The organism is Pedobacter sp., assembly GCF_031119335.1.
In the GTDB taxonomy this organism is placed as follows: Bacteria; Bacteroidota; Bacteroidia; order Sphingobacteriales; family Sphingobacteriaceae; genus Pedobacter.
The window spans coordinates 93,991-107,084 of the sequence record NZ_JAVHXT010000001.1 but is presented as its reverse complement, the minus strand read 5'-3'; the positions used below and the strand labels follow the sequence as shown (position 1 = coordinate 107,084).

Annotated in this window: 12 protein-coding genes; 7 read left to right on the top strand and 5 right to left on the bottom strand. The window is 37.6% G+C overall.

Features of this window, described 5'->3' with window-relative positions; all coding sequences use genetic code 11:
• Positions 1-48 precede the first annotated feature (48 nt).
• The 3 genes from REI64_RS00450 to REI64_RS00440 form a co-directional block, all read right to left on the bottom strand.
• Positions 49-594: a hypothetical protein gene (locus REI64_RS00450; protein ID WP_308848107.1), complete on the bottom strand. Its 546-nt coding sequence runs from the start codon at positions 592-594 to the stop codon at positions 49-51.
• A 359-nt stretch (positions 595-953) separates the two neighbouring features.
• A complete protein-coding gene (locus REI64_RS00445; RefSeq protein WP_308848106.1) occupies positions 954-1,313 on the bottom strand; it encodes a DUF559 domain-containing protein in 360 nt (119 codons plus the stop codon).
• A gap of 382 nt (positions 1,314-1,695) precedes the next feature.
• A complete protein-coding gene (locus tag REI64_RS00440) occupies positions 1,696-4,320 on the bottom strand; it encodes a valine--tRNA ligase (RefSeq protein WP_308848105.1) in 2,625 nt (874 codons plus the stop codon).
• Between the two features lie 403 nt (positions 4,321-4,723).
• Between REI64_RS00440 and REI64_RS00435 the strand changes: the two genes are divergently transcribed.
• From REI64_RS00435 to REI64_RS00415, 5 genes are all read left to right on the top strand, one after another.
• On the top strand, positions 4,724-5,047 hold the full coding sequence (locus REI64_RS00435; protein WP_308848104.1) for a metalloregulator ArsR/SmtB family transcription factor: 324 nt from the start codon (positions 4,724-4,726) through the stop codon (positions 5,045-5,047).
• Between the two features lies 1 nt (position 5,048).
• Positions 5,049-5,519: an SRPBCC domain-containing protein gene (locus REI64_RS00430; protein ID WP_308848103.1), complete on the top strand. Its 471-nt coding sequence runs from the start codon at positions 5,049-5,051 to the stop codon at positions 5,517-5,519.
• Positions 5,520-5,604: 85 nt separating this feature from the next.
• Positions 5,605-5,973 (top strand): DoxX family protein, encoded by a 369-nt coding sequence (locus tag REI64_RS00425; protein WP_308848102.1) that lies wholly within the window; start codon positions 5,605-5,607, stop codon positions 5,971-5,973.
• A 137-nt stretch (positions 5,974-6,110) separates the two neighbouring features.
• The gene (locus tag REI64_RS00420; protein WP_308848101.1) at positions 6,111-6,863 is read left to right on the top strand and encodes a hypothetical protein; all 753 of its coding nucleotides are present in this window, start codon (positions 6,111-6,113) and stop codon (positions 6,861-6,863) included.
• An 18-nt stretch (positions 6,864-6,881) separates the two neighbouring features.
• Entirely contained in the window at positions 6,882-7,790 is a 909-nt protein-coding gene (locus tag REI64_RS00415) for an exopolyphosphatase (protein ID WP_308848100.1), read from the top strand.
• Positions 7,791-7,864: 74 nt separating this feature from the next.
• Here REI64_RS00415 and REI64_RS00410 read toward each other — a convergent pair whose 3' ends face one another.
• Positions 7,865-9,085: an FtsX-like permease family protein gene (locus tag REI64_RS00410; RefSeq protein WP_308848099.1), complete on the bottom strand. Its 1,221-nt coding sequence runs from the start codon at positions 9,083-9,085 to the stop codon at positions 7,865-7,867.
• Between the two features lie 77 nt (positions 9,086-9,162).
• Here REI64_RS00410 and REI64_RS00405 point away from each other — a divergent pair, with 77 nt between their 5' ends.
• Positions 9,163-10,410, top strand: a complete 1,248-nt coding sequence (locus REI64_RS00405; protein ID WP_308848098.1) for a DUF1343 domain-containing protein — start codon at positions 9,163-9,165, stop codon at positions 10,408-10,410.
• Positions 10,411-11,513: 1,103 nt separating this feature from the next.
• Here the strand turns inward: REI64_RS00405 and REI64_RS00400 are convergent.
• Positions 11,514-12,170, bottom strand: a complete 657-nt coding sequence (locus REI64_RS00400; RefSeq protein WP_308848097.1) for a protein-L-isoaspartate(D-aspartate) O-methyltransferase — start codon at positions 12,168-12,170, stop codon at positions 11,514-11,516.
• 177 nt (positions 12,171-12,347) lie between these two features.
• Here REI64_RS00400 and REI64_RS00395 point away from each other — a divergent pair, with 177 nt between their 5' ends.
• On the top strand, positions 12,348-13,031 hold the full coding sequence (locus REI64_RS00395) for a hypothetical protein (RefSeq protein WP_308848096.1): 684 nt from the start codon (positions 12,348-12,350) through the stop codon (positions 13,029-13,031).
• Positions 13,032-13,094 lie beyond the last annotated feature (63 nt).

Below are 13,094 nucleotides of genomic sequence, written 5' to 3'. Positions count from 1 at the left end.
AAAGCCTCCCAGTATTAACTGAAAGGCTCTCACTTATAAATTTCAATATTATTTTATTGGGTTTGCCTTTGTAATGGAGAAAGTATATCTACCCAAATCGTAACCTTTAAAATCGGCTACATTAATCACTTTTACATCTTTGCGACTGCCTTGTCTATAAAGCATTGCGTCTACAGTGTATTTGCTATCAATTTTCACTTGTTGGGCTATATCTGGCGGCAATATACCGTCAACCTTAATTTGAATATAATTTAGCAACGAACCTTGAGGCCTGGTATTGTCATTATATCCAATAAAAGTACCTACTTTAAAATTCTGCCCACTCAACGTGGTATCTCTAAACTCTTTCAATTGTAAAGGCATATCGCTTAAAAAACCTTCTTCATTACTCCAGCGCTTAACTTCATGCTGAAACTTATCGGTAATTTCTTCGTTGGTATTGTCGCCACTGGTCCACTCTGGGTGTTGTGCCACAAACTCAGAAACTTTCTGCTCTATAAAAACATTAGAGGCTGCTGCCGACCCTTCTTTGGTTTGGCTACTAGTGCACGATACTGCTGCCGCAGCTACGAAAAACAGGAAAAATCTCTTCATACTTGGTAATTTTAAATGATTTATAAAGAAACTAAGTTTTGTTTTAAAAAGTAAAGTTTACTTGTAAAAGGGTTGATACAGGGATTGGGATATTTACACGTAGATGATGTAGATTTCGAAAAGACACTTACAATGACCCTCTCTAGCTTCGCCATCTATTGATAATTGTGTATTTCATCTTAGGTATCAATGAGCTGCGTTACACTACGGTTCTCCCTGAAAGGGAGAGAAAAGCAAGTCTCATATCATTTTGTCATTTACATTCCTCATTTATATACCATGCTGATTAGCAAGTTTCATATAAACATAACGCTACTTTCTCTCCCTCTCAGGGAGAGATGCCCAACGGGCAGAGAGGGTTAAACTTTGCTTATGAGCTTCCTACTTTCAATACTCCCTTTTAAATACTCCATTACCACTTCTGGATATTGTAGCATAGAATTATTATCTAACCTTACTACGTTATAACCTTTAGCTTTCAAGAAAACATCCCTTTCGTAATCGTAAAGGGATTTACCCACATTATCATGACTGCTTCCATCTAATTCAACAATAAGCTTAGCTTCAGCGCAATAAAAGTCAACTGTATATTTATCTATTGTGTGCTGTCGCCTAAATTTTAAACCTAAAAATCGATTTGCTCTAACTTGAAGCCAAAAGGCAGTTTCTGCAGAAGTTTGATTTCTACGAAGTTGTTTTCGAAATGATTTGGCATCCATAGGTTTTTGGTTGACACATAAATTTACTATTAAATAGTTAATTTAATAGTAATAAAATTTAACACCCTCTCTGGCTTCGCCATCTCTCCCTAAAAGGGAGAGAAAAATACAGAGTGCATATATACCACGCTACCCCCTCTCCCTTTCAAAAACAGAACATGCTTGAACACCCTCTCTGGCTCCGCCATCTCTCCCTAAAAGGGAGAGAGTAGCGTGGTGCTTAAACAACTTTACTATTTCTCTCCCTCTCAGGGAGAGATGCCCGAAGGGCAGAGAGGGTTAAGCTAAGAAAAAAAATCCTTCCAATAAAAACTGGAAGGATTGACAACTATTATCTATTAGTATATTAATAAAACTTATAACCTACAACATAATCCCAAGCCTACAACGCAGCTAAACTTTCCTTAATAATCGTAATTTTCGACTCAGCATCTGCTTTTTTGTTGCGCTCGTTTTCAATGATCTCTGGTTTTGCATTTTGTACAAAACGTTCGTTACTCAACTTGGCATCTACAGACTTTAAGAAACCTTGCAGATATTCCAACTCTTTCGTTAAACGCTCTTTTTCCGCATCTGCATCAACATTCTGACTTAAAGGGATAAAGAACTCGTCTTTACCTACCATGAAGCTAGCTGCACCGGCAACTTTATCGCTTACAAAATCAGCTTTGCTAACGTTAGCTAACTTATAAACTATGTTTAACCAGTTGTTATAATTAACGTCAGAATTTGCTTTAATGCTTAACTCTAAAGCCTCTTTCGGAGAAATTTGGCGGGTGTTTCTTACGTTTCTAATTTCCGACACCAAGCCTTTTACCAATTCTGCTTCTTTTAACAAACCATCGTTAACTGCACCTACCACTGGATAATCTGCTACGATACAGCAATCCATTTCGGTACGCTCACCAAATAGTTCATCGTGGTAAAGCTCTTCGGTTAAGAAAGGCATAAACGGATGCAACAATTTTAAGATTTGCTCAAAAAACTTAACCGTAGCTGCTTTGGTAGCTGCATCGACAGGCTGCTGGTAAGCAGGTTTTACCATTTCGAGGTACCAAGCACAGAAATCGTCCCAAACCAACTTATAGGTCGCCATTAAAGCTTCCGATAAACGGTATTGCTTAAAGTTATGCTCAATTTCAATTAATGCTTCGCTAAAACGGCTTTCGAACCAAGCAATGGCCTGCTCGTTAGGGTTAGCCAAATTGACATCAGCCTCCCAGCCTTTTACCAAACGGAAGGCATTCCAAACCTTAGAGGCAAAGTTTCTGCCCTGCTCACAGTAAGCTTCATCAAACATTAAATCGTTACCCGCTGGGCTCGACATCAACATCCCTACCCTAACACCATCGGCACCGTATTTATCAATCAAGCCAATTGGGTCTGGTGAGTTACCCAAAGATTTAGACATTTTACGGCCCAACTTATCACGAACAATACCAGTTAGATATACGTTAGTGAAAGGCTTTTTGCCGGTAAACTCACGACCAGCCATGATCATACGTGCTACCCAGAAGAACAAAATCTCTGGCGCAGTCACTAAATCGTTGGTTGGGTAATAGTAATTAAAATCTTTGTTATCAGGATTTTTAAAACCATCGAAAACAGAAATTGGCCATAACCAAGACGAGAACCAAGTATCCATTACGTCTTCATCCTGTTTTAAGTCTGAAGGTTGTAAATCTGGATTTTTCAGCTTCGCTTCCTCAAATGCCTCTTCTCTAGTTTTAGCAATTACAAAGGTCTCATCTGGTAAATACCAAGCCGGAATACGCTGTCCCCACCATAACTGACGAGAAATGTTCCAATCGCGAACATTCTCCATCCAATGTTTGTAGGTATTCTCGAATTTATTAGGAATTAGATTTACTTCGCCATTTACTACATCATCTAAAGCTGGTTGTGCAAACTCTTTCATTTTCACAAACCACTGTAAGGATACCTTAGGCTCAATTACCGCATCAGTACGTTCAGAAAAACCTACTTGCGATTTGTAATCTTCTACCTTTTCTAAATTACCAGCTTCTTCCAGCATTTTGGCAATTTTCTTACGAGCTACAAAACGGTCTTCGCCAACTAAAATCTCAGCTTTCTCATTCAGTTTGGCATCATCATCTAAAATATCTAAAAACGGCGTTAAATTGTATTTTAGCCCAAGCTCGTAATCGTTTGTATCATGTGCTGGCGTTACCTTTAAGCAACCAGTACCAAACTCCATATCCACGTATTCATCCGTCATTACCTCAATTTCGCGGTTAATTAACGGAATAAGCACTTTCTTACCTACCAAGTGCTTAAAACGCTCATCATTAGGGTTCACGAAAATCGCCGCATCCGCCATGATTGTTTCTGGACGGGTGGTAGCAACGGTTACGTACTGACTAGCATCTGTAGCCACAAAGTATTTAATATAGTATAACTTCGAGTTTACTTCCTTACGAATTACCTCTTCGTCAGAAATAGAAGTTTTACCTTGTGGATCCCAGTTTACCATACGATAACCACGGTAAATCAAGCCTTTTTTATACAAGTGGATGAAACTATCGATTACGGCATCAGAAAGGTCTTCTTCCATCGTAAAACGGGTTCTGTCCCAATCGCAACTAGCGCCTAGTTTCTTTAACTGCTCTAAAATGATACCGCCGTACTTATCTTTCCACTCCCAAGCATATTTCAAGAACTCTTCACGGGTTAAATCAGATTTATTTATGCCCTGCTCCTTTAGCATTGCTACCACCTTTGCCTCGGTAGCAATAGAAGCATGATCTGTACCTGGTACCCAACAAGCATTTTTACCTTGCATACGAGCCTTACGTATCAATACATCCTGAATGGTATTGTTAAGCATGTGCCCCATATGCAGCACCCCCGTTACGTTTGGTGGAGGGATTACGATGGTGTAAGGTTCACGCTCATCAGGCTCTGAGTGAAAAAAACGCTTCTCCAACCAATAGCTGTACCATTTGTCTTCTGTTTCTTGCGGATTGTATTTTGTAGATATGCTCATTTATAGGGTAAAATTTGATGCAAAAATAGCTTTTTAGAGGGAGATTTTAAAGCCTATAATAGGGTCTAGCCAATGTTTTTGGAATAATAAACTAAGGGCATTGCTTCTACCATCAATAACCCAGTTCCATTTCACCCCTTGTATCTCTCGCACTGCTTTCTATTACTTCTATTACACACATTCTTCTGAAAGTCAAAAAAGAACTGCCATTTAGCTATTTTTATTTAAATGAGGCTGATATACTAAAATCGAGGGTTGCTCATTGTTGCCAAAACTCTTTAAAATAAAGAATTTAGGCGGTTTTGCGTATTCCTCGCAAAAACGTTAATTAATTATAAATATTTTTTAAAAAAATTGCGTAGTCAAATAACTACATTTATATTTGTAGTCAAATAACTTCATAATGAATTTAAGACGAGACGTTTTCCAAGCTATTGCAGACCCAACCAGAAGAGCAATTCTTCTTTTACTAGCTACGCAATCAATGACCGCGGGAATTATTGCCTCCAAATTTGACACAGCAAGACCTACCGTTTCAAAGCATCTTCAAATTCTCACAAAATGTGAGCTGTTAAAGCAAGAACAACAAGGACGAGAAATTTACTATCACCTTAACGCTACCAAAATGCAAGAGATAGCCAATTTTTTAGAACCCTTCAGAAAACTTTGGGACGATAGGTTTAACAAATTGGAGCAGGTAATGAAATCATATAAAGCAAAAAAATAATATGGCAGAGCAGAAAACAAAATTAAACGCCGAAGAGGGTAAACAAGAAATTTTAATAACAAGAACATTTGACTTGCCAGTCGATTTACTTTTTAAGGCCTATACAATACCCGAGCTAATAGAACAATGGATGGGAAACAAGGTTCTGATGATGGAAAACCGAGATCACGGAAGTTACTTGTTTGAAACTAAAAACCAGCAAGGAAATGTGTTATTTCGTGCCAACGGTGTCATCCATAAGATAACTGAAAATCAAAATATCATAAGAACTTTTGAAATGGAAAATACTGGTTTCCCTGTTCAACTCGAATTTTTGGATTTTGAGCCTCTCGAAGAACAAAAAAGTAAACTGTTAATGAAAATTGTTTTTAAATCAAGTGCCGACAGAGACAATATGCTTAAACTTCCATTTGCACAAGGCATTAATATGGCGCATAACCTACTCGAAAAATTAATTGGCAAATTGAAATGATGTTTCAAAATCAACCTCCTATTGCCATTTACATTAAAAAAATTAAAGAATAAACAAGCTTTTAAGCTCATGAAATAATATATAGATGAAAAAGAGAAATAAAATCATTTATTGGATTGCAACCATTTGGTTAAGCTTAGGAATGGTGTCAACTGGCACAGTACAGATTATACGAATGAAAGAAGAAGTTGAAAAGATGAACATTTTAGGATATCCCTCCTATTTTTTGACCATAATTGGCATTTGGAAGATATTAGGTGTAATAGCTATTCTTATCCCTAAATCTCCATTGATAAAAGAGTGGGCTTATGCGGGATTTTTCTTTTTAATTTCGGGAGCAATTTTCACGCATATTGCTGTTGGCGATAAAGCAGTAGAATATTTTGGCCCTATGCTCTTACTTATTTTAATTATAATGTCATGGTATTTCAGACCCACTGATCGTAGATTTTAAACTGCTAAATAAAACTCATTTTCTTGTCTAATCCTCTTTTCACATACGGAGTCATTTGTTAAAAAATGTAAAAAGCGACAAACGCCGTTGGTCGTGGTATGATTTTGAATAGTTTTGGTTCATTAAATACACACAAAATGAAATCAAAAACTTACCATCTCTTAGGGCTTATCACCTTATTTTTAAGCTCTTGCGCAACTATGCAAATTGATGTACCTAACAATGAATTGGTACAACACAAGGTTAAAGGCTCACAAGGCATACGCATTAATCAGACCGTTAGCTTCGACGACTACCAAACCCAATACATTAAACGTTCGTGGAACAAAAGCCACAAACGTGCCTTTGGTTTTAGCAATGGAGAAGAAACCGTGATGATTGGCGGCAAAAAGAAAAAGAACGAAATGACTTTTGTTTTAACTTCTGCCACAACTGGCACTTCCGAGGTTTTTATGAGCAACGCTTTGAGAAGCCGTAACCTTTTTTTTAACAGTGGCGATAAAGTTCAAATGGAGGCAGAAAGGTATAGAAAAAAGGATTCGCTACAGAACAACTGCTACGCCCATATCTACTTAGATGATGCCGAAAAGCCTTGGCTAATGCAGGTTAATAATGCCGAAGTAGAAATGTACAAAGATGGCATTGTTGGAAAAATTATGCTAGACACCGACAATTATTACACAGTTAAAACGGTCATCAAAACCAAGCCAAAATCGATCAGCAAAATTCCGGTTGGCTTTCAGTTCGAAAACAAACAAGGTGAAATTGTAGGTGCAATATCTTTAATTGATAACGGTACTATTTTCTTAAAAAAGAGCAATGAAAAAGAAAAACTGCTAATGAGCAGCGCTGCTTTGGTTTTGCTGCTGCGAGATGATTTCGTAGATTAACCGCCCAAAGCGGTCAACATGAAAATTGCAGCAATAGACTTAGGCACTAATACCTTTCATCTCATTATCGCCGAAATGGTGGGTAGTGAGATGAATATCATTTATAAAACCAATAAGCCTGTAAAATTAGGTGAGGATATCACACTGGCAAATCGGATCATCCCTACTGCGTTTGGGCGTGGCATAAATTGCTTAAAGGAATTTAAAGCTACGCTTGATGAACATGGCGTTTCAAAAATTAGGGCTGTGGCAACTTCGGGTGTACGCAGTGCCGGCAACGGGCAAGAATTTATTGATACCGTAAAAAAAGAAACTGGAATTGCCATTGAGTTAATTGATGGTAACGAAGAAGCAAACTTGATCTACGAAGGCGTGAAGTACAGCGGCGCTATCAAAGGCAAATCTTTAATTATAGATATTGGCGGTGGAAGTACCGAATTCATATTTTGCGACGAAGAAGGTTTCTACTGGAAAAAAAGTTTTGACATTGGTGCAGCAAGGCTGATGCAGAAATTCTTCAAATCTGACCCGATTAACGAAACAGATCAGCAGAAAATTAACATCCATTTGCAAGAAACCTTAACCGAACTGATTGATTTCGGAAGAAATTTCGGGGCAGAAATACTCATCGGCTCTGCTGGTGCATTTGAAACTTATAGTGCAATGATCAATCCGTCATTAAACCTTAACGAAATTGCTAATGCGCCAATTGATATTGCTTCCTATCATCATCTAAGTAAAAGATTGATTAATGCTACACACGAAGAACGGATTGCCATGCCAAATCTCGTTTCACTGCGTGTAGATATGATTGTAATGGCATCACTAATTACCGATTATGTTTTAGCTTCACTTCATCTAAAACAGATTACTTTATCTACTTATGATTTGAAGATAGGAGTTTTACAGAGTTTAAGGCAAAAATAAATTTTACCTCCTAAGACACCTTAGAAAACCTTAGAAAAAACTTAAATGCACTTAGGTGTCTAAGGTGGTAAATACTACTTAAACCTAATCGCTTTTAGCGGACTTATCCTACTCACCAACATAGAAGGAATAATCAACACCAAGGTGCAAATAACCATTGTTACTAAATTGAGCAACAAAACATCTATAAAATGAACTTCTATAGGCACATAATCTAGATAATAATTTGCTTGGCTCAATTTAAATAGATGAGTGTATTGTTGAAGAAAACACAATCCTAAACCCAAAACATTCCCTAAAAACAAACCAATACCTACTAAATAAATGGCATTGTAAAGAAAAATCTTCATCATACTGCTATTACGCATTCCCATTGCTTTTAACATCCCAATCATATTGGTTCGTTCCAAAATCATAATCAGCAAAGCAGTAATCATATTAATTACACCCACAATGAGCATTAGTATCAAAAGTACCTGAGTATTTACATCTAACAAAGAAAGCCAAGTGAAAATTTCTGGTGTGCTCTCCTCTACCGATCTAGACCGTAGTTTCAATTCCAACCCTCCGTAAACCTCATCAGATACCTCTTTTAACTTAGAAAAATCTTTAATGCGTACTTCTATGCCTCCAGTTTGTTGCGGCAACCAATTATTCAAACGTCTAATTAGTCCAATATCGCCAATTACAAAGCCTTTGTCTAAACTTTCAATACCAATATCGTAAATACCAACAATGGTGAGTTTTCTTTTTCTCGGTGGGTTTTGCACAAAATGCATCACAAAACTATCGCCGGTTTTCAGCATCAAACGCTTGGCCGTGTAATTCGATATCAGTATTTGTTGCGATGCTTTGGTGCTATCAGAAAAGTCGATGACATCGCCACTAATCAAGTGCTTTTTAATATAGCTCCAGTCGTAACTTTTGTCTATCCCTTTATAATTTACACCTTCTACTTCTCCGTTGGCAACAATAATGGCTGGCTTAGCTGCAAATGGATAAAAAGCACTGATCTGCTTATTGTTCTTCAGATTGTTCAGTGTAGTATCATTAGGTATAAATGGCGATTTTTCAAACGAACCGTTCAAATCGTACCTGTAAATCTGGATATCACCAATAAAACCACGAACCTTATCCTGAACTTCCGTTTTAAATCCCTTGATGATCGCCACAGAAAGGATCATCACCGCCAAACTGAGCATTACACCAATAATGGCAATACGCACAATCAGCTTAGAAAACGTTCTTTCCGATCTTAACGAAATCCTACTCGATATGAAATATTCTATATTCAAATTTTGCAATAAATTGTACCTTAGCAAATAGCTAAGCAACTGTTAATTTTTAGCCCAAAACACTCTAAAACCCGAATATGAACAAATCAATCCTATTCTTGAAACTTTTTTTGGTTGCCTTTGCATTCACTGCCTGCGGACAAAACAGTAAAAAAACGCAAAAAACAACACCTATCGTTAAGCAAAACCAAACCACCAAGCAGTTTAAAACTGGTGCTGAACAAACCGAAATTTACCTTCCGCTACTTAAAGGGAAACGCGTGGGCATGGTAGTTAACCCTACTTCCATTATTGGTAAAACAACTACGGTTGATAGTTTGCTTAAACGTGGTGTAAAAATAGTAAAGATTTTTGGTCCTGAGCATGGTTTTAGAGGAGATGCGAGTGCAGGCATCCACGTTAGTGACGATATCGACAAAAAAACAGGCATAAAAGTAGTCTCTCTGTACGGAAAGCAAAGCACGCCAAGCAAAGAAAACCTTGCCGATATTGATGTCATGATTTTCGACATTCAGGATGTGGGTGTTCGCTTTTATACATATATCAACACTTTGCAGCGTGTGATGGAAGCCTGCGCTGCAAATGGCAAAGAAGTAATGATATTTGACCGACCGAATCCAAATGGTTTTGTAATTGACGGACCAATTTTAGATCCAAAGTTTAAATCAGGCATCGGAATACAGCCAATTCCGGTATCACATGGTTTAACCGTTGGCGAATATGCACAAATGCTAAATGGCGAGGGTTGGTTAAAAGACAAGTTGAAATGCAAAATCACGGTCATTAAAAATGCAAATTACAACCACGATATGCCTTATGAGCTGCCGGTTGCCCCTTCTCCAAACCTGAATACAGCACAATCAATCTTGTTGTACCCAAGCACCTGCTTGTTCGAAGGTATTTACATGAACTTAGGACGAGGTACCCAATTTCCGTTCACCGTATTAGGTGCTCCATATTTTAAAGGCATTTATAAGTTTTCTTTTAAACCTGTCGGAATAAAAGGTATGGCAGAAACGCCATTGTTTAAAGATCAGGTTTGCTACGGAATTGATTTAAGAAATTACGACACCTCAATTTTCAGAAAAACGCGACAAATCAATATTCAATGGGTAATGGAGCTTTACAAAGCATCTCCTAAAAAAGAAAGTTTCTTCGATTCGAAATTGAGCAACCAGCTCTTACCAATTGAAAGATTAATTGGCGTAGCCGATTTTAGGCAGCAGATTATTGATGGAAAAAGCGAAGCCGAAATTAGAGCAAGCTGGGAACCTGGCTTAAGCAAGTACAAGGAAATGAGGAAGAAATACCTGCTGTATCCGTGATTGTTGAATTGTTAGATTGCTAGATTGTTTAGCGATACATTTAATTCGAAAAGCTTGTGAAGTAGTACTATCAGCATTTAGTCCCACTTTCGCTCATAGTCCTCGCTATGTTTCGCTAGCGCTTCACTTCGCTGTGGGCTAATCCGCTCAATTGGGTTTAAAATGCAAGTGATGTGTTATATCTCATCGTTGCTAACAAACCACCGTAAAAAGAAGACTGTATAACCTTTGTCAATCTTAATAACCTGAGTTCGATTATTATTTCATTGAAAATATTGCTTTGCCTTCGCTATGCCTAGGCGTAACGTCATGCTGAATTTATTTCAGCATCAGTTTTGTATAACCGACCCTGAAATAAATTCAGGGTGACGACAACCATAAGCTAAAACCCCTATTTAATAGTGGAAAACACACAAATAATAATCGAACTCAGGTTAATAAACAAAAAAACAAAGGTTTTTAATATCAAGCGCTCGCGTCACTTTGAGCTTCCCGAAATTTCCTATCGTGTGGACACAAATATTGGTAAATGTTATTTTCCTCCCCTGTCCTCCCGACTATTCCTATCGTGTAGATACATCAGAGCAATGACGCACCTATTTTCGTCATTGCGAACTGAAGCGTAAGGATAAGCGGGAAGAGTGAAGCAATCTATCCAATCTTAGATCTTCGGAACATTCGTAGTATTTAATCGCAATTTATACTATAATTCGCAAATAGCTCCAGGTGAGCTCACATTTGGTAAGCTTATGCAGCGTCCGGGCAAAGCGCCGTAGGTGCGACCTTTAAATCTAAATCAACCAAATGGTCGTCCCTACGGGATTTGCTCGTATTTAATTACGAGTGTTCGGGGAGGAACGAGATGTGTCCACACGATAGGAAGTTTCGGGACAAGTCGTCGAAACATCAGCAATAGTCTTCGACAAGCTCAGACTGACAAGCAAAATTTTCTCTATCGTATACTTTAAAACAGACGGCCAAGGATGTATAAACTTTGTCAATCTTTATAAGCATCAAGTGGATAAGATTAACAAAGTTGACAGTCGTATTCCAAATTCTACAGCGACAACAATACAACAATTTAACAATCCAGCAATAAGTATCTACCACGCCTGATCGCCCACTAAAGGCACAAACCTAAACGTATCAAGCTCTATTCTATCGTATTCGTTTTCGCTAACGCGGATAACAGTAATCATCTTTTGCGATTTTTCGTCACCTACCGGGATCACCAAAATACCGCCAATTTTCAATTGTTTCAGCAAAATCTCGGGAACAAAAGGTGCACCGGCGGTTACAATTATTTTGTCGTAAGGAGCATGTTCTTCAATACCTTTAGAGCCGTCTCCCAAAAAGAAATTAGCATTGTAGCCCATACCAGGCAAAACCTTAATAGTTCTAGCATACAAATTTTCTTGTCGTTCAATGGTATAAACATCAGCACCTAGCTCCATCAAGATACAAGTTTGGTAACCAGAGCCGGTACCAATCTCTAGCACCTTATTTCCTTTTTGGATATGCAACAACTCCGTTTGGTAAGCTACAGTATAAGGCTGCGAAATAGTTTGTCCATCGCCTATAGGGAAAGCGATATCTCTGTAAGCTTGGTTCCAGAAAGTTTCATCAAAAAAGAAATGACGGGGCACTTTGCCAATTGCCCTTAGCACTTTTGTGTCTGATATGCCTCTTTCTTTTAAGATTTCTACCAGTTTTTTTCTCGCTCCTTTTTCTCTGTAATTATCTACGAACTTGTACGCCATTTCCGTCAAAAATAGGCTTTAAATCCGCATTTAACCAAATAAGATTTCGTTTTTTTGCTAACAGTTTCGCTATCAAACTAACATTCAAACATATTCCTAAAACTATTAAGACTATATCGCAGTAAAAAGCGCTGTAATCGCAAATATTTTATATTTTTGCCAACAAATAATGTTTGCATGAATAGGATAATACTCATTTTCACCTCTCTATTAATTAGTGTCTCGGCTTTTGCACAAGTTGACGGGAATTACAATTACAGCCTTGGTGTAAAAGGATACAGCATGATGCAACTACCAAAAATTCTGCAGCAAACCAATACAGACGACTATGTCACCATGTGGTTAAACGGGGGGATTATCAAGATAAACGATAACCAAATGGCATTCAGAATTAGTGGGCATTATTTTAACAAAAAAGATTTCACGTTTAACAATCAATGTGATAATTGTGAAAATGCAAAAGGTAACTTAAGTGACTATAGCATTAAATTGGGTTTTGAAAAAAACTTTAATTATTCTATAGTACAACCATATTTTGGAGCAGATTTTGGTTTTAGGTCTAACAATTTCAGAGGGGATGTTGCCCGTCTTAACGCAGCGAGCTTAAACTCACCTTACTCTACAGTTGCTAGTAAAAATGGAGGAACTTTAACACCAATTTTGGGATTAAAAATAAACGTTGCTAATCAAGTCAGCATTTTTGCAGAATCTAGTATCGATTTTTATTATTCTTACGAGCGCCAAGAAACGGTTCAAAATGATGCGAACAGCACTAGAACTTTTGCTAAATATTCTAAGTTCGAATCTTTATTAAACCCTGTATCAGTTGGCATTCAAATACATTTAGTAGGGAAAAACTAGTTCAGTTGGCAGTTTTCAGTTAACAGTTGGCAGTCAACAATTAACCGATTAAACAGTTAACCG

Coding starts and splice junctions, on each gene's coding strand:
- REI64_RS00450 (WP_308848107.1), bottom strand. CDS start 594: ATGAAGAGATTTTTCCTGTTTTTCGTAGCTGCGGCAGCAGTATCGTGC.
- REI64_RS00445 (WP_308848106.1), bottom strand. CDS start 1,313: ATGGATGCCAAATCATTTCGAAAACAACTTCGTAGAAATCAAACTTCT.
- REI64_RS00440 (WP_308848105.1), bottom strand. CDS start 4,320: ATGAGCATATCTACAAAATACAATCCGCAAGAAACAGAAGACAAATGG.
- REI64_RS00435 (WP_308848104.1), top strand. CDS start 4,724: ATGAATTTAAGACGAGACGTTTTCCAAGCTATTGCAGACCCAACCAGA.
- REI64_RS00430 (WP_308848103.1), top strand. CDS start 5,049: ATGGCAGAGCAGAAAACAAAATTAAACGCCGAAGAGGGTAAACAAGAA.
- REI64_RS00425 (WP_308848102.1), top strand. CDS start 5,605: ATGAAAAAGAGAAATAAAATCATTTATTGGATTGCAACCATTTGGTTA.
- REI64_RS00420 (WP_308848101.1), top strand. CDS start 6,111: ATGAAATCAAAAACTTACCATCTCTTAGGGCTTATCACCTTATTTTTA.
- REI64_RS00415 (WP_308848100.1), top strand. CDS start 6,882: ATGAAAATTGCAGCAATAGACTTAGGCACTAATACCTTTCATCTCATT.
- REI64_RS00405 (WP_308848098.1), top strand. CDS start 9,163: ATGAACAAATCAATCCTATTCTTGAAACTTTTTTTGGTTGCCTTTGCA.
- REI64_RS00400 (WP_308848097.1), bottom strand. CDS start 12,170: ATGGCGTACAAGTTCGTAGATAATTACAGAGAAAAAGGAGCGAGAAAA.
- REI64_RS00395 (WP_308848096.1), top strand. CDS start 12,348: ATGAATAGGATAATACTCATTTTCACCTCTCTATTAATTAGTGTCTCG.